Origin of the sequence: Parasaccharibacter sp. TMW2.1890 (assembly GCF_023337645.1) — a bacterium.
In the GTDB taxonomy this organism is placed as follows: Bacteria; Pseudomonadota; Alphaproteobacteria; order Acetobacterales; family Acetobacteraceae; genus Bombella; species Bombella apis.
Genome location: NZ_NWUV01000002.1, coordinates 174,381 through 195,508, shown reverse-complemented (window position 1 = coordinate 195,508; position 21,128 = coordinate 174,381). Strand labels below are relative to the sequence as shown.

General features: G+C 60.3%; 16 protein-coding genes. 11 read left to right on the top strand and 5 right to left on the bottom strand.

The features are described 5' to 3' along the window. Window positions 1-163 precede the first annotated feature (163 nt). The 10 genes from CPA54_RS09210 (at window position 164) to CPA54_RS05565 (ending at window position 12,929) form a co-directional block, all read left to right on the top strand. Window positions 164-2,068 carry a lytic transglycosylase domain-containing protein gene (locus tag CPA54_RS09210; protein ID WP_249085800.1) on the top strand — a complete coding sequence of 635 codons (1,905 nt, stop codon included), beginning with the start codon at window positions 164-166 and terminating at the stop codon, window positions 2,066-2,068. A gap of 328 nt (window positions 2,069-2,396) precedes the next feature. Continuing rightward, entirely contained in the window at window positions 2,397-4,265 is a 1,869-nt protein-coding gene (gene edd, locus CPA54_RS05605; RefSeq protein ID WP_043558274.1) for a phosphogluconate dehydratase, read from the top strand. Further along, window positions 4,262-4,882, top strand: a complete 621-nt coding sequence (gene eda, locus CPA54_RS05600) for a bifunctional 4-hydroxy-2-oxoglutarate aldolase/2-dehydro-3-deoxy-phosphogluconate aldolase (protein WP_043558277.1) — start codon at window positions 4,262-4,264, stop codon at window positions 4,880-4,882. The genes edd and eda overlap by 4 nt, the downstream gene beginning before the upstream one ends. 249 nt (window positions 4,883-5,131) lie before the next feature. Further along, complete coding sequence (locus CPA54_RS05595; RefSeq protein ID WP_192848430.1) at window positions 5,132-6,730, top strand: MFS transporter; 1,599 nt, start codon at window positions 5,132-5,134, stop codon at window positions 6,728-6,730. Window positions 6,731-6,782: 52 nt separating this feature from the next. After that, complete coding sequence (locus CPA54_RS05590; RefSeq protein WP_081562703.1) at window positions 6,783-7,949, top strand: HlyD family secretion protein; 1,167 nt, start codon at window positions 6,783-6,785, stop codon at window positions 7,947-7,949. Window positions 7,950-7,951: 2 nt separating this feature from the next. Further along, complete coding sequence (locus tag CPA54_RS05585; RefSeq protein ID WP_227449677.1) at window positions 7,952-9,487, top strand: efflux transporter outer membrane subunit; 1,536 nt, start codon at window positions 7,952-7,954, stop codon at window positions 9,485-9,487. Window positions 9,488-9,575: 88 nt separating this feature from the next. Next, the gene (gene purH / locus CPA54_RS05580; RefSeq protein ID WP_249085798.1) at window positions 9,576-11,165 is read left to right on the top strand and encodes a bifunctional phosphoribosylaminoimidazolecarboxamide formyltransferase/IMP cyclohydrolase; all 1,590 of its coding nucleotides are present in this window, start codon (window positions 9,576-9,578) and stop codon (window positions 11,163-11,165) included. A 6-nt stretch (window positions 11,166-11,171) separates the two neighbouring features. Then, window positions 11,172-11,561: a hypothetical protein gene (locus tag CPA54_RS05575; protein WP_081562697.1), complete on the top strand. Its 390-nt coding sequence runs from the start codon at window positions 11,172-11,174 to the stop codon at window positions 11,559-11,561. An 8-nt stretch (window positions 11,562-11,569) separates the two neighbouring features. Continuing rightward, complete coding sequence (locus tag CPA54_RS05570) at window positions 11,570-12,328, top strand: NAD kinase (protein WP_043558284.1); 759 nt, start codon at window positions 11,570-11,572, stop codon at window positions 12,326-12,328. Between the two features lie 127 nt (window positions 12,329-12,455). Further along, window positions 12,456-12,929 (top strand): TM2 domain-containing protein, encoded by a 474-nt coding sequence (locus CPA54_RS05565; RefSeq protein ID WP_043558287.1) that lies wholly within the window; start codon window positions 12,456-12,458, stop codon window positions 12,927-12,929. Window positions 12,930-13,008: 79 nt separating this feature from the next. Here the strand turns inward: CPA54_RS05565 and CPA54_RS05560 are convergent, their stop codons facing one another. The 5 genes from CPA54_RS05560 to CPA54_RS05540 all read right to left on the bottom strand — a co-directional run bounded on the left by CPA54_RS05560 (window position 13,009) and on the right by CPA54_RS05540 (window position 20,039). Next, window positions 13,009-13,956: a 2-hydroxyacid dehydrogenase gene (locus CPA54_RS05560; protein ID WP_249085796.1), complete on the bottom strand. Its 948-nt coding sequence runs from the start codon at window positions 13,954-13,956 to the stop codon at window positions 13,009-13,011. 58 nt (window positions 13,957-14,014) lie between these two features. Further along, window positions 14,015-14,506 (bottom strand): low molecular weight protein-tyrosine-phosphatase, encoded by a 492-nt coding sequence (locus CPA54_RS05555; RefSeq protein ID WP_043558581.1) that lies wholly within the window; start codon window positions 14,504-14,506, stop codon window positions 14,015-14,017. Then, window positions 14,503-15,489 carry an AEC family transporter gene (locus CPA54_RS05550; RefSeq protein ID WP_249085795.1) on the bottom strand — a complete coding sequence of 329 codons (987 nt, stop codon included), beginning with the start codon at window positions 15,487-15,489 and terminating at the stop codon, window positions 14,503-14,505. Before CPA54_RS05550 ends, CPA54_RS05555 begins: the two co-directional genes overlap by 4 nt. A gap of 90 nt (window positions 15,490-15,579) precedes the next feature. Further along, window positions 15,580-19,410, bottom strand: a complete 3,831-nt coding sequence (locus CPA54_RS05545; protein WP_249085793.1) for a Hint domain-containing protein — start codon at window positions 19,408-19,410, stop codon at window positions 15,580-15,582. Between the two features lie 83 nt (window positions 19,411-19,493). Continuing rightward, on the bottom strand, window positions 19,494-20,039 hold the full coding sequence (locus CPA54_RS05540; RefSeq protein ID WP_249085792.1) for a hypothetical protein: 546 nt from the start codon (window positions 20,037-20,039) through the stop codon (window positions 19,494-19,496). A 542-nt stretch (window positions 20,040-20,581) separates the two neighbouring features. On the opposite strand from CPA54_RS05540, the gene CPA54_RS05535 reads away from it, so the two are divergent. Next, window positions 20,582-21,121: a DUF3576 domain-containing protein gene (locus CPA54_RS05535; RefSeq protein WP_043558583.1), complete on the top strand. Its 540-nt coding sequence runs from the start codon at window positions 20,582-20,584 to the stop codon at window positions 21,119-21,121. The last annotated feature ends 7 nt before the right edge of the window (window positions 21,122-21,128 follow it).

Below are 21,128 nucleotides of genomic sequence, written 5' to 3'. Positions count from 1 at the left end.
GCGTGTAAAATCAGAAGAATATTCTGGATTCCTGGCTAGGGAGCCGTTACTATGAAAGGCACACTGGAATTGTCTGGCTTGACGTCAAGGGTTGCCAGAAAAATAAAAGCGGGTTACGTCCCTCGGCATTATGCGATGGATATTGCCATGTGGGTCTCCCGCAGTGTGGCGTGGTGCCGTTCTCGGTGCTGCCATTCTGGCGGGAAACACTGTTTTTCCGGCGCAGGGGCAGGCTCTTTCTTTTCCGTCCCACGTGCCGGAGTATTCAGACGGTGAGGGCCACGATGCACCACCTTCTTCCATGGCGGGGGTTTCCCTGCCTCATCCTTTGCCGGCCACGGTGGCCGGACACTACAGGGCGCTTTTTGCGGCAGTCCGCTCAGGTGATGCGGCCCGTCTCGGGGAATTGACCCATGGCCCGGGGACGGATGGCACGGCGGGACAGCTCCTGCTGCCGGATTATCTGGCCGAGCGGTACCTGAGTATATATTTCACTCCTTCCGAGTCCGAGCTGGACAGCTGGCTCCGTCGTTATCCGGCTCTTCCTGATGCCCCGCTGCTCAGGCAGAAGCAGGAAGAGCTGCGTCGGGGGGTGTCTGCTGCTGCTCCGTCTGCCGGGTACCGGAATGTTGCGGATATCCAGCAGTCCGACCGGGCGACGTCCTTTTCCCAGACACTGGTCCGCAATGGTTTTCTGGAGCGGGACCTCATGGACAAGGCCTCCTCCGGGGAGGAAGGTGTCCGCAGGGCACTGGCCCAGCTGCGTGTCACACCGGGGATGTCTCCGGCTTATGCTGCCCAGCTGTATGGCGAGATTGCCATGCAGGCTCTGAGCCAGGGTGATACACGGACAGCGCTGCGTGTTGGTTCTGCCGGACTGGAGAAAGGGCAGTACCGGGTTGGGCTTCCTGCTTTTGCAGCTGGTCTGGCTGCCTGGCGGGAGGGCCAGCTTGATGCGGCCTACAGCCTGTTCGAAACGGCGGCCAATGCCGAGCAGACAGATGGTGACGTGCAGGCTGCGGCGTCTTTCTGGGCCGGACGTGTGGCGGAGCGGCACGGCAAGACAGCCCTGTATCGTACATGGCTGCGCCGGACATCCGTGCAGAGTGAGAGTTTCTATGGCCTGCTGGCCGGGCGCCTGCTGCATTCCGAGAAATCACAGGCCGCTGCCGTTTCCGGCGCCCTTTCCACGATCGGGCGGGCTGGTGCGAAGCAGGCATCCCTGAGTGAGGTGGACATTAATGTCGTGGCCTCCATGGGGGAGGGGGAGCATCTTTTCGCCCTGATCCAGCTCGGTGAGCAGGGGCGTGCCGAGATGCTGGCCCGCCAGATGTGGCAGGATGCGCTGGCTGACCCTGTTCGGGCACATTCGCTCCAGCTCGTCGTCAGAAAGGCCGGGATGCGTGCTCTGGCTGACCAGATGGAGCAGGCGCTGGCAAAACTGGATCATAAAGAAGAGTTCAAGGATGCTCTGGGGCCATTGCCCGATCTGCGGCCCCATCATGGTTTCCGTCTGTCGTCGGCGCTCGTTTATGCGGTGGCCCGGATGGAATCCAATTTTGACGCCACGGCATCATCGGCTGCCGGGGCGTACGGGATGATGCAGGTGAGGCCGACGACGGCCAGCTTCGTAAGTGAGCAGTACCACCTGCCTCAGACGGTTGCAGCGGCTTCCAGTGATGATTTCAATCAGGAAATGCAGCGCCGCCTGCGGGAGCCGGGCTATAATCTGGAGGTCGGGCAGCTCTATATGCTTTATCTGGCCCACAGCCTTGCCCAGGGGGAACAGAGTGATGGGGCGTCGCTGCTGAAAGTTCTGGCCTCCTACAATGCGGGACCACAGGCCATTCTCCGATGGGAAAGCGGCCAGAAGGGTCTTCAGGACCCGCTGATGTTCATAGAGTGCCTGCCCAGCCCGGAAACGCGCCAGTATGTACGCAATGTTCTGACCAATGACTGGGTATATGGCCGCCGTCTCCATGTGGCCACGCCGTCTCTCGTTTCTCTGGCTGATGGCCAGTGGCCGAGCTTCCGTGAGGAGGAGCAGGGGCGTGACTCGCCCAGCTGAGCTCTGATCCGGCATGCCGAGGGGTTCGTTTCACAAAGCCCAGACTGGAGTTTCATGCATGGCAGCATGAGGCTCCAGCTGGGTTTTTCTTTAAAAACCCACCGGAAACTGCCCTTTTTCGTAAAATGGACTTGCCGTAGGCGAGATGATGATGACTGAGATGTGCATGGGTGGCCCGCTTGCCCGGTGAGACGTCTTTCCCTAAAAAAGGCGATGCGTGCTTTCCTCGATGAGAGTGGAAAGCGAGCGATGATAATATGATGCCGTGTCTCTCAGGGGGAATTATCCGTCTGTCTGTGGGGTGTCCAGCCGAACAGCGAGTGCTTCAATGTCTCTGAATTCCGTTGTTGAGAGTGTAACGTCCAGAATTATTGAGCGGTCCAAGACGTCCCGCCGTCGTTACCTCACTCTTATGGAGCGTAATCGTGAAAAAGGTGCAGACAGGTCCCGGCTGACCTGTGGCAACTTGGCTCACGCCGTCGCTGCCTCCAGCGCTGCTGACAAGCAGGAGCTGGTGTTTGAGCAGCGTCCCAATCTGGGGATCATTACGACCTATAATGACATGCTCTCCGCACACGAGCCCTATGGCCGTTATCCAGAGCAGATGAAGGTTTTTGCGCGTGAGGTTGGTGCCACGGCTCAGGTTGCTGGTGGGGCTCCGGCCATGTGTGACGGCGTTACGCAGGGGCAGGAGGGGATGGACCTCTCCCTGTTCTCCCGTGATGTGATCGCCCAGTCCACGGCTGTCGGTCTCAGCCATGCCATGTATGATGGTGTTGCTCTGCTTGGCATCTGCGACAAGATCGTGCCGGGCCTGCTGATGGGTGCGCTGCGCTTCGGCCACCTGCCGGGTATGCTGATCCCCTCCGGCCCGATGACCTCCGGCCTGCCGAACAAGGAAAAGGTCCGTGTCCGTCAGCTCTATGTGCAGGGCAAGATCGGCAAGGATGAGCTGATGAAAGCCGAAATGGCTTCCTATCACAGCGAAGGGACCTGTACTTTCTATGGTACGGCCAATACCAACCAGATGATGGCGGAGTTCCTTGGGCTGATGATGCCGGATTCCTCCTTCATTCCGGTTGATACGCCACTGCGTCAGGCCATGACACGTGCCGGTGTGCATCGTCTGGTCGAGATCAGCAACAAGGGCAAGGATCCCCGCCCGATGGCGGAAGTTGTCAATGAGAAGGCCATCGTCAATGCGATTGTCGGCCTGATGGCAACAGGTGGTTCCACGAACCATACCATCCATATCCCGGCCGTGGCCCGTGCTGCTGGCATCATCGTGAACTGGGAAGATTTCTCCGATCTCTCTGCCGTCGTGCCGACACTCTGCAAGGTCTATCCGAGCGGTCCGTCCGATGTGAACAAGTTCAACGAGGTTGGTGGCCTGCCGACGGTCATCGCCGAGCTGTCCGATGCAGGTCTGCTGCACCGTGATGCTCCGACCATCTCCGAAAACGGCCTTGAGGACTACGCCAAGCGTGCCCTGATGGGGAATGACAAGAACGTCGTCTACACGCCGGCCAAGCCTTCCAGCGATCCGGAAATCCTGCGTGGTGCGAAGGAGCCGTTCCACCCGGTGGGGGGCATCCAGCTGCTTCAGGGCAATCTGGGTCGTGGCGTGTACAAGTCCAGCGCCGTGGCAGACAACCTGCTGACCATCGAGGCTCCGGCCCGTGTCTTCCAGTCCCAGACCGCCGTGAAGGAAGCCCAGAAGGCTGGCGAGCTGCATCGTGATGTCGTTGTGGTCGTCATCGGCCAGGGGCCCCGTGGCAACGGGATGCCCGAGCTGCACAACCTGATCCCGTCCCTCGGCGTCGAGCTGGACCAGGGTTTCAAGGTGGCTCTGGTGACGGATGGCCGTCTCTCCGGTGCCAGCGGCAAGGTTCCGGCCGTGGTGCATGTTGGTCCAGAAGCCCAGGTGGGCGGACCGCTCGCCAAGGTGCGTGATGGCGATGTCATCCGTGTCTGTGCCCGCACCGGCAAGCTGGAAGCTCTGGTGGATGAGAAGGAATGGGCCGCCCGCACGCCGACCAAGCCGCACCGTGCGACAGCCGGTACGGGGCGTGAACTGTTCGCCCTCATGCGTGAGGTGGCTCCGTCCGCCGAAGAGGGTGCTTCACCGATGCTGTTCATGATGGATCGTGAACTTGAAGAAATCGGTGACGATGTTGAGAAAGGAACCGAGGTATGAGCTACATCGAGAGACTGGATGCGGTGATGGACCGCAGCCCGATTATGCCTGTTCTGGTGGTTGAGGATGTGGCCAAGGCCCGTCCGATCGCCGAGGCTCTGGTCGCTGGTGGCATCTCCACTCTGGAAGTGACACTGCGTACACCGGCTGCTCTGGATGTCATCTCTGAGATGTCCAAGGTTGAGGGAGCTCTGGTCGGTGCCGGTACGGTGCTGAATACCGAGCAGATGGACAAGGCCATCAAGGCCGGTGCGAAGTTCATCGTCAGCCCGGGCATCACGCCGGCTCTGGCCAAGGGTGCGCTGGAGCGTGACATTCCGTTCCTGCCCGGCACGGCCAATGCCAGCGACATCATGATGGGTCTGGACCTGGGGCTGCGCCGCTTCAAGTTCTTCCCGGCCATGACCAACGGTGGCATCCCGGCCCTCAAGGGTCTGTCCGCCGTGTTTGGCAACCTTGGCGTGCGTTTCTGCCCGACAGGCGGCATCACCGAGGCTACCTACAAGGACTGGCTGGCCCTGCCGACCGTTGGCTGTGTCGGTGGTTCCTGGCTGACAGCTGGCGATGCGTCTCCTGAGGAAGTCGCCAAGCGGACCAAGGCTCTGGGCCTGCGCTAAGACTGGCGCTGCATGAACCGGGGGGAGTTCCCCCGGTCTGAAAGATGGCGGGCTGTACGGCATGGCTGTACCCCGCCATTTTTGTATCTCGCTACAGGAAAGAGTGTGGACGGGGTGCCTGTTGTATTCAGGTAACAGACTGGTCGGATAATCATGAAAAAGTGATCTTTCAGTTAAAATGTATCCCGTTCCCTGATACAACTCTGACCAGTCAGTCAGGAGGGATTGTTGCAGGCTGTTCGTGCTCATATGACGTCAATCATCGGCCTGTCCGGTGTGCTGCTGACGGCCATCATGACGACACTGAACGAACAGGTCTCGGCGCAGGGTCTCAATGACATCATGGGCGGGATGGGACTGAGCCATGATCCGTCCCGCTGGTTTGTCAGTCTCTATACGTCAGCACAGGTCATCGGGGCCGGACTTTCGCCGTGGATGGCCATTACTTTCAGCCTGCGGCGGTGGGCCTTTTTCGTGCTGGGACTGGCGGTGTGCAGCATCGTGCCCACGGCGTTCTGCCAGACGCCGCTCCTGCTTTACATCCTGCGGAGTGTGCAGGGGCTGGCCGGTGGTTTCGCCATCCCGCTGCTCATGTTTTCCATTCTCAAGATACTGCCCTTCAACCTCCGGGCCTATGGCCTGGTGGCCTACACGCTGGTTTCCACCTGTTTCCCCTATCTTGGGACAATGCTTGCCGGATTATGGACGGACCTGCTCAGCTGGCAGTGGATCTTCCTTCAGGCCATTCCGCTGGGAGCATTGGCAGGGCTGCTCATCTGGTACGGGATGCCCGTCATGGAGCCACAGCATCATCGGCTCCAGATTTTCAACGGGTATGGCCTTCTGTTCTTTGCCGTGGCGGCCTGGTGTCTGACGACCGTCCTCTCCCTTGGGGACTGGCTGGACTGGTTCAATTCACCGCTGGTCTGTGTGCTGGGCGCCATCGGGCTGGCAGCCGTGCCACTGCTGATCTGGAATGAATGGAAGCATCCTCTGCCGTTTTTCCGTTTTCAGCTGCTCAGCCGGAACAATTACATTTACGGGGTCGGGGGGATCAGCCTGTTCGTGGTGGTGTCCCTTTCGGCCTCCGCCGTGCCCTTGCAGTTCCTGACGAAGGTTGTGGGGTACCGGCCCGAGCAGAGCTATCTCGTGACGCTGGAAGTTGCCGCCGTGGAGATCGCCATAGCCCCGCTGGTGGGTTACCTGCTCAACCGGCGGGATGTGGACTGCCGGATTGTCGGCTTCTTCGGCATGGTCTGCATGTTCATCGCCTGTTGTGGAGATTCACTGGTCACTTCCGTGTGGCAGAGGCCGGAATTCTATCTCTGGCAGTTTCTTCAGGGGATTGGCGGTGTGATGGTGCTGTCCTCCCTTCTGCTGATGTCCACCAATGCTGTGGTGGCGGAAGAATCGCCCTTTGCCGTGGCTCTGGTGAACATGCCACGGGCCTTCATGATGGTTGGTGGTACATGGCTGATGGAGCTTGTGGGCCGCTGGCGGGGCGGGCTTCATTCGGACAGGCTGGCGGATCATCTGGGGCAGTATCGTTATGCGCTGGTGCAGGGCAGCAGCCCGCTCATCCAGAGTCCGACACCGCTCCTGCCGGACGGACGGCCCCGCTATCGGGGAAGCATGGGGTACCTCAAGGAGCAGTTCCATCATCAGACAGCCGTTCTGACCCTGTCGGACCTGTTCTGCGTTCTGGCCGCCCTGCTGGGGGTATTGATGGTTTTCATCCTGCTTGTCCCCGTGCGGACCTATCCGCCATGGGTCGTGTTCGCTCCCCGTGGAGCAAGGAAATCCCCTGACCATCCGGCAGCTCATCACAAGGAGACAGTCAGGGCATGAGGGAAGAGCAGAGACACGGGATGATGGGCATGACAAGGCGGGGGAGATGGGGATGACGCAGAAATCAGACAAACAGGCCGGAGATGCCCGCCCGCAGGCCAGTGTCACCAGAACGGTTCCGAGTGACGGGGCTGCTCTGGCACGGGAAAGACGGCGACGCTGGCCGTTCCTGCTGGCCGGGGGGATCATCCTTGCCTTCATCATCAGCGTGCTGGTCATTGTTTTTGTGCCCGCAGCGCATGTCTGGACGAATGATGCCTACGTGACGGCCCATTACAGCGTCATTGCTCCCCGTGTGCCGGGGCAGGTCGTGTCCGTCCCGGTGGATGACAACCAGACCGTCCATGCCGGGGACATTCTGGTGCAGCTGGACCCACGGGACTATCAGACGGCCCTGGACCAGGCCCGGGCGGTGGAAGCCCATGACCGTGCCCTCGTGATGGATGCCGCTGCCAGCGTGGCCCGCCAGCCCGCCATCATTGCCGAGGCAAAGGCACGGGTGGCCCAGCTTTCCGCCCAGCTCCTGTTCGCACGGCAGAATGCCAGCCGCTATGCCCATCTGGCCCTCAATGGTGCAGGCAGCCGGGAAGAGGGTGAGCGGACCCGGGCCAGTCTGGATGATCTGACGGCGTCCCTTCAGGCAGCGGAAGCCCAGAGGGATGCCGCCGAGGCGCAGCTCCGTGTGCTGGAGGCCCGGCAGGATTCCAGCCGCCGTCAGGTGGACGTGGACCGGGCACGGGTGCATCAGGCCGAGCTGAACCTGTCCTATACGGCCATCCGTGCGCCCTTTGATGGCATGGTCGGGGAGCGCACGGTGCAGAGCGGCAACTATGTGCCTGATGGCGCAGCCCTGATGGTGGTCGTGCCGATGGACCAGCTCTGGATCGAGGCGAACTATCGGGAGCTGGCCCTCCAGCACATGCGCCCCGGCCAGAAGGCCCACATCCATGTGGATGCGTACGACATCGACCTTGATGGTGTTGTGGACAGCGTGCCTCCGGCCTCCGGTGCGGCCTTTGCGCCTCTGGCCCCGGAGAATGCGACCGGCAACTTCACCAAGATCGTCCAGCGTCTGCCCGTCAAGATCACGCTGGTGCCGGGGCAGCCTCTGGCCCGCCTGCTGCGGATGGGTTTCTCTGTCGAGACGACCGTGGATACGGGGCTGAGTTCCGTGGTCAGGGCGCAGACCCGGACGGACCGGGCGGTGACGGACAAATGAGCATGAAGGGTCTGTCTGTCTGCGGTCGGGGGAAAGTGGCCAGATGGGCCATGCTGGGGCTGGTCTCTCTGGGTGGATGTGTGCGGATGGGGCCGGACTATCATACCCCGAAGGAGAACGATCAGCCTGCCGCCTGGCAGAAGGCGGCGGATGTGCGGGAGAGGCGGAGCCGTGGTTTCACCAGTCCGGCCACGGTGGATGTCAGCTGGTGGCAGCAATGGCATGACCCGGTCCTGAACCGGCTTGTGGAGCGGCTCTCCCGGGAGAATCTGGATATCCGGCAGGCCGCCACCCGTGTGCTTCAGGCCCGGGGGCAGCTGAAGGTCGTGGCGGCGGAAGGTGTTCCCAGCCTGAACTGGGCCGGGTCCTATACATGGACACAGCAGAGCCGGAAGGGCTTCCTGACGCTCGCCCAGCCAGCTCCGGGCTCCAACCTGCAATATGAGCAGTATGCCAATATCGGCTCGGCCTCGTGGGACATGGATGTGTTTGGCCGCATCCGTCGCCTTGTGGAAGCCGGAAAGGCCCGTGTGGACGAGCAGCAGGCCTATGCCCGTGGCATTGCGCTGGCCCGTCTGGCCGATTTCGTGGAGGCCTATCTGCGCCTGCGGGCGGTTCAGGCCCAGATAGGCCTGACAGAACGGCATCAGGCCCTCGTGCGGCATGATCTGGCCCTCGTGCTGGCCCGCCAGAAGGAGGGGGCGGCCAATGATCTGGAAGTGGCGCAGGCCCGTGGGCAGGTGGAGCAGACGGACAGTGCCCTGCCGCCCCTGCGGGACATGCAGGCCGCCCTGATCAACACGATGGGGGTCATGCTGGACCTTCCGCCCCGTGCGCTGGAGGAGGACCTTCTGCCGGTCCAGCCCCAGCTGGATGTGCCCGTTTCTGTCGGGGTGGATGTGCCCTCCAGTCTGGCGCAGCGCAGGCCGGACATCATGGTGGCGGATGCCCGCCTCCATGCGGCCACGGCGGAGGTCGGGGCAGCGAAGGCGGCCTTCTATCCGGATATCAATCTGGCGGGCAATCTGGGGACGCAGAGCCTTTCGGCCGGGGACTTCTTCATGCCTGCGGCCAAGTATTTCACGCTTGGCCCGACCGTGAACGTGCCGATCTTTGAGGGGGGGCGCCTGCGGGGCACGCTGTCCCTGAAGAAGGCCGAGCAGCAGGAAGCTGCTCTGGCGTATCGGCAGACGGTCCTGAATGCGTGGCGGGATGTGGATGATGCCATCACGAGGCTGGCCCAGATTCAGCTCCGCTATCAGCATGTCACGGAACTTGTGGCGCAGAACCGGAAGGCTTACCGGGCTGCCCGCCTGCAATATGAGGATGGGGCCGTACCTTTTCTGGAAGTGGACCGGGCGGAGTCCATGTTGCTCTCCAGTCAGGTGACGTTGGCGGATCTGCGGATGGAGACGACACTGGCTGCTGTCAGTCTTTATCGGGCACTGGGTGGGGGCTGGCAGCCCGTGCTGGCTGCCACCGAGCAGCGCATGACGGCAGAGGCTGGAGGAAGGAGCGGGGAAAGATCGGTCCGGTAGGGCTGGGGAGACAGAAACGTGGCTTTTTTGCGAGGTCGTGATGTGAATCTGTCTTGCACAGCCGGAAGGTGAGGGATATGCCACAAGCATGACTGATACACGCTTTTCTCCCCGTCGTGCCCTTCTGTCCGTTTCCGACAAGACAGGGCTGGTTGATCTGGCCCGTGCCCTCGTGGCCCGGAATGTTGAAATCCTCTCCACGGGTGGATCGGCCCGCACGCTGCGTGAGGCTGGCCTGCCGGTAAAGGAAGTCTCCGAGCATACGGGCTTCCCCGAGATTCTGGATGGCCGGGTCAAGACGCTGGTACCGTGGATTCATGGCGGTATCCTTGGGCGGCGGGACAAGGAAGAGCATAAGGCGCAGATGCAGGAACATGGCATTGCGCCGATCGATCTGGTCTGCGTCAATCTGTATCCTTTTGCGGCCACGGTGGCATCCGGTGCGGATGCAGAGCAGTGCGTGGAGAATATCGATATTGGTGGTCCGGCCATGGTGCGGGCTGCCGCCAAGAATTTTGCCTCCGTGGCCATCCTGACAAGCCCGGCCCAGTATGCGGGCTTTCTGGCGGCTCTGGAGCAGGGCGGCACGACGCTGGCCGAACGCCGGGACTGGGCCGCTGCGGCCTACACCCATACGGCAGCCTATGATGGCATGATCTCCGCCTGGTTTACCCGCCAGGGTGATGAAGAGGGCAAGGTCGCCCTGCCGCCGGTCCTGACACTCTCCGGCCAGCGTGACGAGCTGCTGCGCTATGGTGAGAATCCCCATCAGGCAGCGGCCTTCTATCGGGATGGCAGTGCCCGGCCCGGTCTGGCCACGGCAAAGCAGATTCAGGGCAAGGCTCTGAGCTACAACAACCTGAATGACACGGATGCTGCCTTCGAGGCTGTGGCCGAGTTTGACGAGCCGACGGTGGTGATCGTCAAACATGCCAATCCGTGTGGTGTGGCTTCTGCCGCCACGCTGGTTGAGGCATGGAAGGCTGCGCTGCGCTGCGATCCGGTTTCAGCCTTTGGTGGAATCGTGGCCCTGAACCGCACGCTGGATGAGGCTACGGCGGAGCAGATCAGTGCGATCTTTACCGAGGTGATCGTGGCTCCTGATGCTGATGAAGGGGCGAAAGCCATTCTGGCGAAGAAGAAGAACCTGCGCCTGCTGCTGACTGGTGGTGTGCCGGATGCACAGGCTCCGGGCCTGTCCTTCCGGTCCGTTTCTGGCGGGTTCCTTGCCCAGAGCCGGGATAACGGGCATGTCACGGAGGACATGCTGAAGGTCGTGACCAAACGCAAGCCGACAGCGCAGGAAATGGCGGATCTTCTCTTCTCCTTCCGTGTTGCCAAACATGTGAAATCCAACGCCGTGATCTATGTGAAGAATCAGGCTACGGTGGGTATCGGTGCCGGGCAGATGTCCCGTGTGGACAGTGCCCGGATCGCCGCCCGCAAGAGTGAGGATGCCGCGCATGCAGCCGGGGAGTCCGAGGCTCTGACAAAAGGGTCCGTTGCTGCTTCCGATGCGTTCTTCCCCTTTGCGGACGGGCTGGAGAGTGTGGTTGCCGCAGGGGCCACGGCTGTCATCCAGCCCGGCGGGTCCATCCGGGACCAGGAAGTGATTGACGCAGCCGATGCTGCCGGGATTGCCATGGTCTTCACGGGGATGCGCCACTTCAGACATTGAGGTTCCATGATGATCACCCGATTTTCTGCTCTTTTCGTCCTGATGGGGAGCCTGCTGGGCGGGCTTCCTGTGGTGGCTCAGGCAGCCGACTGCCAGTATGACGTGAAGCCCGTTCCGGTCTTCACCGGTACGGTCAGTCGCATTACGGGTGATGGGGTCCTGTTCGCTGATGGGCGGGATGTTGTCATGCCGGAATCCCTGCTGCCGTTCGTGCGTCTGGCCAATGAGGTGAAGGTGCATGGGCTGGTCAGCCTCGATGGGCGGAAAATCTGGGTACTGGCCCTGTACGACAAGGACAGGCTGGTCTGTCCTTCGGTCTTGGATGTCCGCAAAGGGGCCTATCCCGGTTCAGCTGCCTATGATGTGATCGAGCATCAGGGTGGCGGGTCTCCCTGAGCCGCTCCATGAACATTGCCTTTGTTGCTGCTTCCACCGAGGCTGCACAGGAAGCCTTGGAGCGTTTTACTGAGCGTTATGGCAATGTCCCGCTGGACCAGGCCGAGGTGCTGGTGTGTCTGGGGGGGGATGGCTTCATGCTGGAGACGCTGCTGCATATCTGTGGCAGTGATATTCCTGTCTTTGGCATGAATTATGGGACAATCGGTTTCCTCATGAACAGCCCGGCGGAGGATCACCTGCCCCAGCGGCTGGCTTATGCCCAGCATACGGAGATTGCTCCCCTGCACATGTGGGCCCGGACAAAGTCTGGCGAGCTGCATGAAGGTGTTGGTTTCAATGACGTGTTTCTGTATCGGGAGACCCGTCAGACGGTTCATATAGGCATTGAGATTGATGGCCGGGTGCGGATGTCCCGTCTGATCTGTGATGGCATCATTCTGGCTACGCCGGCTGGTTCAACGGCGTATAACCGGTCGGCCCATGGGCCCATCATTCCTTTGGGGGCGGAGCTGCTGTCTCTCACGCCCATTTCTCCGTTCCAGCCCCGGCACTGGCGGGGGGCTCTCCTGCCTGCAGGCGTGACAGTCCGTTTTACGCTTTATGACACGGATAAACGTCCCGCTTCGGCTGTGGCCGGGCCTGAGGAGATCCGTGACGTGAGTGAGGTCATCGTCAGGCTGGACGATGAAAAGAAGGTGACGCTTCTTTTCGATCCTGATCACAGCCTGTCCGAACGGATCATTGCGGAACAGTTTGCTGAATAAATCATTACTTTTTAAATACCAGTGGAGCAATTTTCTGTCTGGGGAGGAATTCTGACAGAAATGTTCCTTTATGTCTGATCGAATTCATTTTAATGTTTTGGCCAATCAGTAAAGATGGAGACATGAGATGCGCGGGACGATCCTGAACTACGATATACGCAATGGTGAGGGCATCATTAGCGGGAACGATGAAAAACGTTACTCTTTCAAGGGGGCCAGCTTCGGCTCTGAAGGTGCCTTCCTGAAGAATGGTGCAGTTGTCGATTTTGATGTGCAGGGTGATGAGGCCCTGTCCATTTTCATCGTGCCCGGGTCTGGCCAGACGCCAGCAGGAAATCTCTTTGAAGAGGTGGGTGGCAAGTCCAAAACGGCTGCCGGGATTCTGGCCCTCTTTCTGGGTGGGCTGGGCATCCACAAATTTTATCTGGGATACACCCGGGCAGGTCTGATCATGCTGCTGGTGTCGGTTCTGGGGTGTATTCTGGTGCTCCCTCCCGTCATCATCGGGTTGATCGCCTTCATCGAGGGAGTGATTTACCTGACAAAATCTGATGAAGATTTTTATCGGATCTATGTACAGAACCGCAAGGAATGGTTCTGAGCCTGCCTGCTCCAGCAGGGTGAATTTTACAGCCCGGGTACCTGTCTGACGGGGCCCGGGCTGTAATGTTTCGTAGGGGTCAGCAGGCTGGTGTAAGCAGGGGTTTCCTGCTGAAGTGAGCCAGCAGGTTGTCGATGATGTTCTGCCCCATGGCCAGCCGTGTCTCGATGGTGGCGGAGGCCTGATGGGGCTGGAGCACGACATTGTCCAGCGTGGAAAAAGCCGGATTGATGGTCGGTTCATTCTGGAAGACATCCAGCCCCGCCCCGGCGATCGTCCTGTCCTTCAGGGCGGCCAGCAGGGCTTCTTCATCAATCACGCTGCCCCGGGCTGTGTTGATCAACACACCATCCTTGCCAAGTGCTGCCAGTATGTCGGCATTGACGATATGTTTTGTGGCAGCAGTGGCAGGAAGGGTGATGACGAGCACATCCGCCCATGCGGCCAGTTTTTCAAGACTGGGTTCAAAAGTCAGAGGGCTGCCTTCACGGGGGTGGGGGTTGAAGTAGGCGACCTCCATGTTGCTGGCCTGTGCCCGCCGGGCTACGGCCTGACCGATGCGACCGAAACCGGCGATTCCCAGTTTCCGACCATTGAGAGAATGAGCCAGAGGGGGCAGTTTCCCAGCCGCCCAGCTGCCATTCAGCAGGAACTGCTCATTGCTTCTGAGATTGCGCTTCAGGGCCAGCAGGAGGAGCATGGCCATGTCGGCCACGTCATTGGTGGAAATGTCCGTGGTGACGGTAACCCGGATATGCCGCCTCCTGGCTTCTGCAAGGTCAATCCTGTCCAGCCCGACGCCATTGATGGCGATGATCTCCAGATGGGGGAGGGCGGCCATGACCTCCGGTGCCACACCATAGGACCCGCCCGTGGCAATGGCCCGGATTTCCGGTGCGATTTTTTTTAGCTCATCCATGGTGCTGAAGTGATGGATGACGAAATGTTCCCCCAGTGTTGCCAGTGTGGGTTCCGGGAGCGGTTCCAGCAGGAGAAGATGCTGCTGTGTCTTTGGTGTTGCCGTCATGATGCGCACTTTCAAGAGGTGGGGAGCAGGCGGGGATCAGGTCCAACCCGACCGCTGCCTAGCAGGTGGAAGGTCTGTCCAGAAAGCGGGCAGCCAGAGCCTTGCAGCCCGCTTCAACATCCCGCCACGTAGTTTCAAAGCCTTCTTCAGGACCGTAATAGGGGTCGACCACATCATCCCCCCGCCGGCCGGAAACATGGTCCAGCAGAAGGCTGACATGGGCCTTGCTACCAGCAGGCTGAAGCTTTTTCAGGGCAGCAAGGTGGGACCGGTCCAGTGCGATGATATGGTCGAAGCGGTCAAAATCCACGGTCCTGACCTGGCGGGCCCGGAGCTGGTTGCCATCCAGACCATGGCGCCGTGCCGTGGCACGGGCACGGGGGTCAGGCCGGTCGCCTTCATGCCAGTTCCCCGTGCCAGCGGAATCAATGTCGACCATCAGGCCGCGCTGTTCCGCCTCCCGGCGCATGGCCAGCTCTGCCAGAGGAGAACGGCAGATATTGCCGGTGCAGACAAAAAGAAATGAAGGAAAGGAGGATGAATCTGTCATGCGTTTGTCAGCCATATGAAGAATGCCAGAGTCAATATGGAGCTGATCGTACCGAAAAAAAGGACCGAGGCGATTTCACGCTCCATCATGTGATAGCGCATGGCGAGAATGACATTCATGGCAGCGCTGGGCATGGCCATGGCGAGGACACCTTCCTGCAAGGTCAGAGAGGGAAGGTGCCAGACAAAGGCCAGCATGCAGACACCAAGAGGGATAAGGACATTTCGGCCCAGCACCATGAGTCCTACAGGCAGGCTGAAGCGGACCTGCCGGGCGCAGAGGACAACCCCGGAGGCAAACAGCGCCGTGCCGCCCGTGGCGTGTCCCAGCAGCTGGAGTGAACTTTTGAGGGGGAGGGGCAGGTGAATATTGGCCAGAACCATCAGGAAGGCCAGCATCGGCGCCCAGACGACGGGTTCCCGGCAGGAATGGAGCAGATGGCCCCCCAGCTCTCGTAGCGTGGTCTGCCATGTGGGGTTTGTTTCGGCATCCTGTTGCTGCCGTTGTTGGCGCTGCTGGTCGTGATTCATCAGGATCAGTGTCAGCGGAATCTGGCAGAGATTCATGATGAGCGAAGCGACGGAAATGGGAACGGCGCTGGTTGGGCCAAAAAGCTGCCCAAGAACAGGAATCCCGATGAAGGGAACAGAAGGGCCTGTCACGGTCATGGTGATCAGGGCTGCTTCTCCCTGTCGGCGTCCCAGCCCCCAGCGCAGGATGGCAAAGAGGACGACATACACGCCCAGCATGGCAACAAGGATCAGCGCAGCCAGCGGGCCCGCAGAGAGGACCCGCTCCCGTGGAGTGCTGAGAATGGAGGCCAAGAGGGCCAGCGGCAGGGCATAAAGCATGACAAGGCGGATGAGGACACCCGCCTGATGGGAATCAAAATCCCGCCGCCATGCTGCCAGATACCCCAGCCCGAGCGTGACCAGTATGGGCAGGATGGCTTCTATGATTGTCAGGAAAAGGCCTGTTGTCATGGGCTGCCATCAGTCCTGCGTTGGAAAGCGATGAAACAGCCTATGACGTTTTGGAGCCCGGGGAAACCATCCTGCTTCCCCGGGGTGTGGTCAGACCTGCCGGTAGGGGCCGCCAGCCTGTACTTCAATGCTGAGCATGTTCTGGCCAACACTGGCAGCGGGGGCATCATGCAGGAGAAGTTCCGCTTCACCCTGCGTCCAGCGATGGGGACCGGCTTCAATGACATCCCAGCCTTTCAGGTTCTTTTCTGTCAGATGGCGGGTGATGATGTGCTCCTTCTCGCCAACCCAGAGGGAGACCTGTCCGACCAGAATACCGAGCTCACGTCGGTCATCCACGTGTGGGCCGATACTCTCAGAGGGCCGGAATGTCCGGGAGCCCAGCGTGACCTGGCGGGCATGTGCCGGGAGGGCAAAGAGGTAGCGCCCGGCTTCATGCCGCTGAGGCCGGATGGTCCGCCCGTCTGGCAGACGGATATAGGGAGCAGGATCGGCTGTCATGCCGTCATGCGGCGTACCGTGTGACGTCCCGGCCTCGGCAATGCCGAGTTCAACGGCCCGTGCGGCAAATCTGTCATGCAGCGGCTTTACGAAAGTCTGGGAGACATCCAGCGGCGCAGCGGCGTGGTCGTCCCAGTTGAGTTGATGACGCTCTGCCAGCTTCAGGGTATCTTCCGAGGTATCGTCTTCCGGTTTGTACAGATCTTCTTCATCCGTATCCAGCCAGCTTTCCGTCAGGACACCATTGGCCCAGATGACAGAGTGCGGTTCCGTCTGCACGTGGTAATAATCGTATTCAACCTGACTGTGATCATACCGGATGGACGTGCCATTGACGAGCATACGGGCAGGGACAAAGCGGCCCTCAAAGTAGAAGCAGTGCTCCGGCGTGACGGAAAGGTCCTTGTTGGGCAGCCCCTCACCAAAGGCATCCTTGGCGATGAGAACAGACCAGCCAGCCATGTCTTCAGGTCTGGATGTGTTGACACGGGCGCGACGCTGGATGACAGCCGTGATGTCACGGGTCTCTTCCCGGCCATCTACAAAGACATTGATCTGTTCGCCCTTGCGCAGGCGCTCCACGGCTTTTTCGCCTTTGGGGGTGCGGATCATGCTGCCTGCCAGGAAGCATTTCTGATAGGCGATGATGGTGTTGCCCTGTCCATCGTCATTCAGAACGAATCCGGTGGCGTCATAATTGCCCTGGAGACCGACCGCCCAGGTCTGCCCATTTTCTGTAACTGTCAGAGTACCATTCCTGATGGTCACCTTCCCGGAATTGCTGTATTTCAGCCCATCGACCTTGATGCGGGCGTTATAGCCCATGGACGTGTTGAGAAGCACCGCCCCGGAGGCCACAGTCAGCAGTCCCCCCAGATTGTTGCTGCTGATGGCCCCGGAAGCCCCGATAATGGAGGCCCCGGAGAGGGTCCCGCCGGATTGGACCATGGTGTAGGAGGCGCCAGAATGCTGCCCCGTACCGGCATCGAAGGTGACAAGTGTCTGAAGAGCTGTCCCGCCGGAGGAAACAGCCAGTTCACTGTTGTTGGCGATGCGGGCCCCGCTGACCCAGCCGCCATTGGCTACCTCGACATGCTGGACGGAAGCTCCCGAGTTCAGAACGCCAGAGGCGCCACTCATGATGGTCAGGCGGCTGATGAAGGCCCCGGAGGTGACAGTTGCCTTACCGGATGAGAGGAAGACGCTGTCGATCCGGGCGCCGGAACTGATGATGCTCGTAGCCCCATTGAGGGCAGAAAGAAGCGTGATCCCTGCTCCGCCCTGAGGGACGGTGAGGTTGACGCCATTGAGCGTGACATTGGAGACGGACGCCCCACTGGCGAGGGCGAGGGATGCCCCCAGGCCAGCGCTGAGCGTGTTGACCAGCACGCCAGAACCAATGCTGTTGACACCGCCTGTGACGTTGAACGTATTGATGGAGGCCCCGGCGGCGAGATTGTTGGTCCCTCCTGTGGCCGTGAAACTGTCGACAGTTCCGCCGGAGATGGTGCTCAGCCCGCTTGTAGCCGCAAGAGACGTGACAGATGCCCCGCCTGTAATGGTGTCGGTCCCACCGCTGCCGATCGTGAAGGTACCGACAGTACCTCCGTTGATGGTGGCTGTGGCTTTGCTGCCAACGTCAATCTCCGTGAAATTGTAGCCGGAGTCGACATAAAGGGCGGCACCAAATGTTACTGTGTTGAGCGGTGCTCCAACCCATGTCCCCATGGGCACGGAAGTGCTGATGCCTGAAACCTGCAACGGCGTGGTGGTATCCATCTTGCCGCCGGAGAGGAACGAGCCCGTCCCCCCGAGGAGGCTGAGAGTACCACCAACTGTCCCGCCAGAGCCGAGAATGACAGCCCCACCCAGCTGGACCGTGGCAGCAGAGAGAACACCTCCGTTGCTGACAGCGATGGTCCCGCGGCTGGCCAGGCTGCTGTTGGGGTTGAACCCGGCAAGGGCCGTCCCGATGGTGGCACCGGAGCCCGAAAGGAGGGTTGTACCACTACCGGTAGCGTACACGACATTGTTGAGGATTGTGGCCCCGGGAGTGATGAGGGTCGTGCCATTGTTGGTCACGACATAGTCCGCTGTCGCCCCGGAAGGGAAAACGATGCTGGTATCGGGGCTGGCATTGATGGTTGCCCCGTTGGAAATGACGGCACCAGAGGCAATGGTCAGGGTACCACCGCTATTTACGACAGGATGGCTGACTGAAGCGCCACCATCAATCTGGATGGTGCCGCCATTGCTGGCAGAGAATTCGGAGCCGATGCCTCCGGATGTGACCTCAGCATAACCCTGGCTGATGTCCACGCTGGAGGCATAGCCCCCGGAAGAGACAAAAATGGAACCGTTATTGCTGACAGTTCCTGTGCTGAGGATACCACCGGACCTGACAGTCTCCGTTCCCCCGGCGATGTTGGCAGAGAGGGAGGTCCCTCCACCGAGGATGGTCCCGACCGCCCCGGAGGAAAGGACGGAGCGGTACACGGTTCCGTCACTGCCGACCACCTCCGTGCCACCGGAGGTGATGGTGTCGTCATAGGAGGTCCCCAGCCCGTAACTGCCAGTCACGCTCTGATAGCCTGCATTCAGCCAGGTGACGTAGGTTCCGCCGGTGATGCGTATCTGCCCGCCACTGCTGATCGTGGCACCGGATGTGGTTCCACCGGAATTGAGAAGCGTCCCGCCTATGATGGTCGCTTTGGAGGAAAGACCATTGCTGACAACTGTCTGCAAAGCATTGTTACCGACAAAGATCTGGTTTTGTGAGAGCCCGTTGGAGAAAACGGACTGACTGCCGAAGATGGTGCCTCCGGTTCCCGTTCCCCCATTACCAATTCCGTAGAGGCTGCCAGGATTGAATGTCCCGCCAACCATGAGGCCACCCGATCCGTTGACCTGGAAGCCTTTGACGATGAAGTCGGCGGCCCCACCGCCTACGAGCGCATATCCACCAGAGCCGACGCTGGGATTGATGGCCGTGCCGGGTCCGTTGACGTAAGGCGCATTCGGGTCGGTGCGGGCGAGAGTGACAGCCCCTGCGAAGACGGCCCCTGACGAGCCGACAATGCCATTCAGAACGGTTCCCTGCCCCACAGCTTCGATGGACGCTCCGGAAAGGGCTGTGGCGCCCGAGAGGATACCGACTTTTCCGACGGCAGCCAGAGAGCCGCCATTTACGGCGATACCGTTGTTCAGGGTATTCTGATAGACATAGGCGAGGGAGTTCGAGATGTTGTTTCCAAGACCACCGGTCCCGGCTACGTAAATATTGTTGAGTTTGCTCTGTGCCTGTGTGGTGCTGGTCGTGTTGCCGCCCAGGATAAAGGTCCAGTTCCTTTTTCCAGTAACCTGGTTGGTTCCGATGGCTTTCAGATTGTCGTAGCTGGAGTTATAGGAGTAGGTGGCCATGGCGGATAGTGCCCCTCAGCGTCTGTTGGCGGCGGGTAATTTTAACCAATTATAAATCATCATGTTACGAAATGCCAGAAGAATCAGGGTCCTTTTTCCGCGATCATGTGCAGTTGCCGGATAGTGCTGGCCGTCTCTCCCTCTTTGTAAAAACTGAAGAGAAGGACAACACCATCTCCCTCGGGTGATGAAAACACGACCCGGCTGGGCGCACCGTTGGTCAGGGCAATGGTGCGTATGTCTGTGGATAGTGACAGGCATGGGTGTACCTGTTCCATCTGCGGGGCGTGGGTATCAGGCCCTGTCTGCTCCAGAAACCTGTCTGGCAGGTAGGCCCGGCCAGCCGGGTCTGGGAAACCCGGTACGGTGGAGGGATCACAGTCAAACGATCCACCAAGAAAGGACAGGAGGGCATATTGCCCCTCAGGGAAGGAGATGGCGTATCGCCTGCCTTGTGGAATGTAGCCCAGTTCAGCCTGATAGCCATTGCGCCGGTACAGGGTAATGGCGACCATTCCGTCTCTCTGGCAGGTGGGCTGATGAAGGGGAACACGCATCAGGCCCGGGCCGGCAAGAGAGACAAACCATTCCTGGAAAGTCCGCAGGGCCTCGAGGTCTCTCTGGGTCATGGGGTTTTCCCTGCTGTCATTCCATCGGCAGTACGGTTGTTATCGGTGCTGCGTGGTGTCCGCGGGGGGATTCGAACCCTCGACCCCAGGATTCATGCCACTTCGGCTTTCGCCGCCGGAACCCGTACCAGGGCCGTTCGTGGTCTGGACTGTCTCTTCACCACAGGCTTATGCCTGCCATGGTGTCGCCCGTACAGTCTCTACACCTTCCCGCCCGTATGGGCAGGCTTGGCTCGGGATTGGCCTGGCCTGATGAGGGCGTTAGCGTTCCCCGAATTTGAGCGAATTCACCGGGCGGTTTGCCATCCCGGTGCCCAATTATCTTAGGAATCCTGTGCTCTATCCTGCTGAGCTACGCGGACACGCAACGCTTAGCTAGCGCTTTTTTTACGGTTTCGCAAGCCTGTCATCGTACCATGTCCCTTGGCCTGTGAGGGTGAACACGATATGAAGGACCTGTTCTGACAGTTGATGCTTCCACCCCTGCCATGCTGGAAGCCTTGTTCAAGACCGGCCCTGGCACGGCCTTTGCAGGTTTGCCCATGTTCCTTTCATCATCCCGCCCAGTATCCCGTTCTTCCATTCTCCGGTGCAGCCTGCGCCGCCCCATGGTACTGTCGCTGCTGGCGGTGATGGCTGTCGGGGGGCTGGCGGGCTGTGGTGGCAAGCCAAGGGATCCGTCCTCGCTGACGCTGCCCCGCAACCATCTGCTGGGTGTGGACCGTGGCGCACAGGGTGGTGATGACCAGCTCCGTGGTGGGGTGAATGCCTATCTCTGGCGGGGGGCGATCGATACGCTTTCTTTCATGCCCATGGCCTCTGCCGATGCCCAGGGGGGTGTCATCCTGACAGACTGGTACCAGCCCCCGGGGACGCAGGATGAGCGTTTCAAGATTGCGGCCTATGTGCTGGACCGTCGCCTGCGGTCGGATGCCATCCGGCTGAGCGTCTTCCGCCAGACACGCATCAATGGGGGAGAGTGGCAGGATACCCCGGCTGCTCCCAATACGGCGGCGGATATCACGGCCCGTATTCTGGAGAGGGCCCGGCAGCTGCGTGCCGAAAACGGCGGTGGGAAATAACATAATC